This window comes from Plebeiibacterium sediminum, from assembly GCF_026013605.1.
Classification (GTDB): domain Bacteria; phylum Bacteroidota; class Bacteroidia; order Bacteroidales; family Marinilabiliaceae; genus Saccharicrinis; species Saccharicrinis sediminus.
In genome coordinates, this window is record NZ_JAPDPJ010000308.1 from 1 (window position 1) to 478 (window position 478).

The following is a 478-nucleotide window of genomic DNA, read 5'->3' on the forward strand; positions in this document are numbered from 1 at the left end:
GAAAGTATTTTCACTTTTTACCGTTTCACTTACTTTTAAATAGGCCACAGCCAGTTGTCCTTTAATTGAATCAGACAAATAACCCGCTTCATTTAGTTTTTCGTACTTCTTAATGGCATTGATATAAGCCAGGTTATCGAACGATTTATTGGCCTGACTAACTCTGTATGTAGCCACTAAACTATCCAGCTTATTTTTATACGATTGAGCATTAACCCCAATCGTTAAGCTCATTAATAATATGATCAGTATTGAATATCTTTTCATTTCGTTTCTTTTTCTCTGTTCTCAACAATTAAAAATATCTTGGTGAAATCACCTTATTCTTAAGAAATCCATCAAAATCATAACTAATAATAATTTCATGTGATCCATTATTATAGGTCGCTAAATTTGAAACAGAGAAATCGTATGAATAACCAACCATCAGCTGTTTGTTCAACTGAACATTAGCAATCAATGCCACTGCATCGCCTAT

The 478-nt window shown here is 32.4% G+C and carries 2 protein-coding genes; both read right to left on the bottom strand.

The genetic code is table 11. The features are described 5' to 3' along the window. Positions 1-267 (bottom strand): hypothetical protein (locus tag OM075_RS25580; protein WP_301193389.1); only part of this gene is annotated, 267 nt, incomplete at its 3' end. A gap of 28 nt (positions 268-295) precedes the next feature. Beyond that, positions 296-478: type IX secretion system membrane protein PorP/SprF (locus OM075_RS25585; RefSeq protein WP_301193390.1), on the bottom strand; the 183-nt coding region annotated here is incomplete at its 5' end.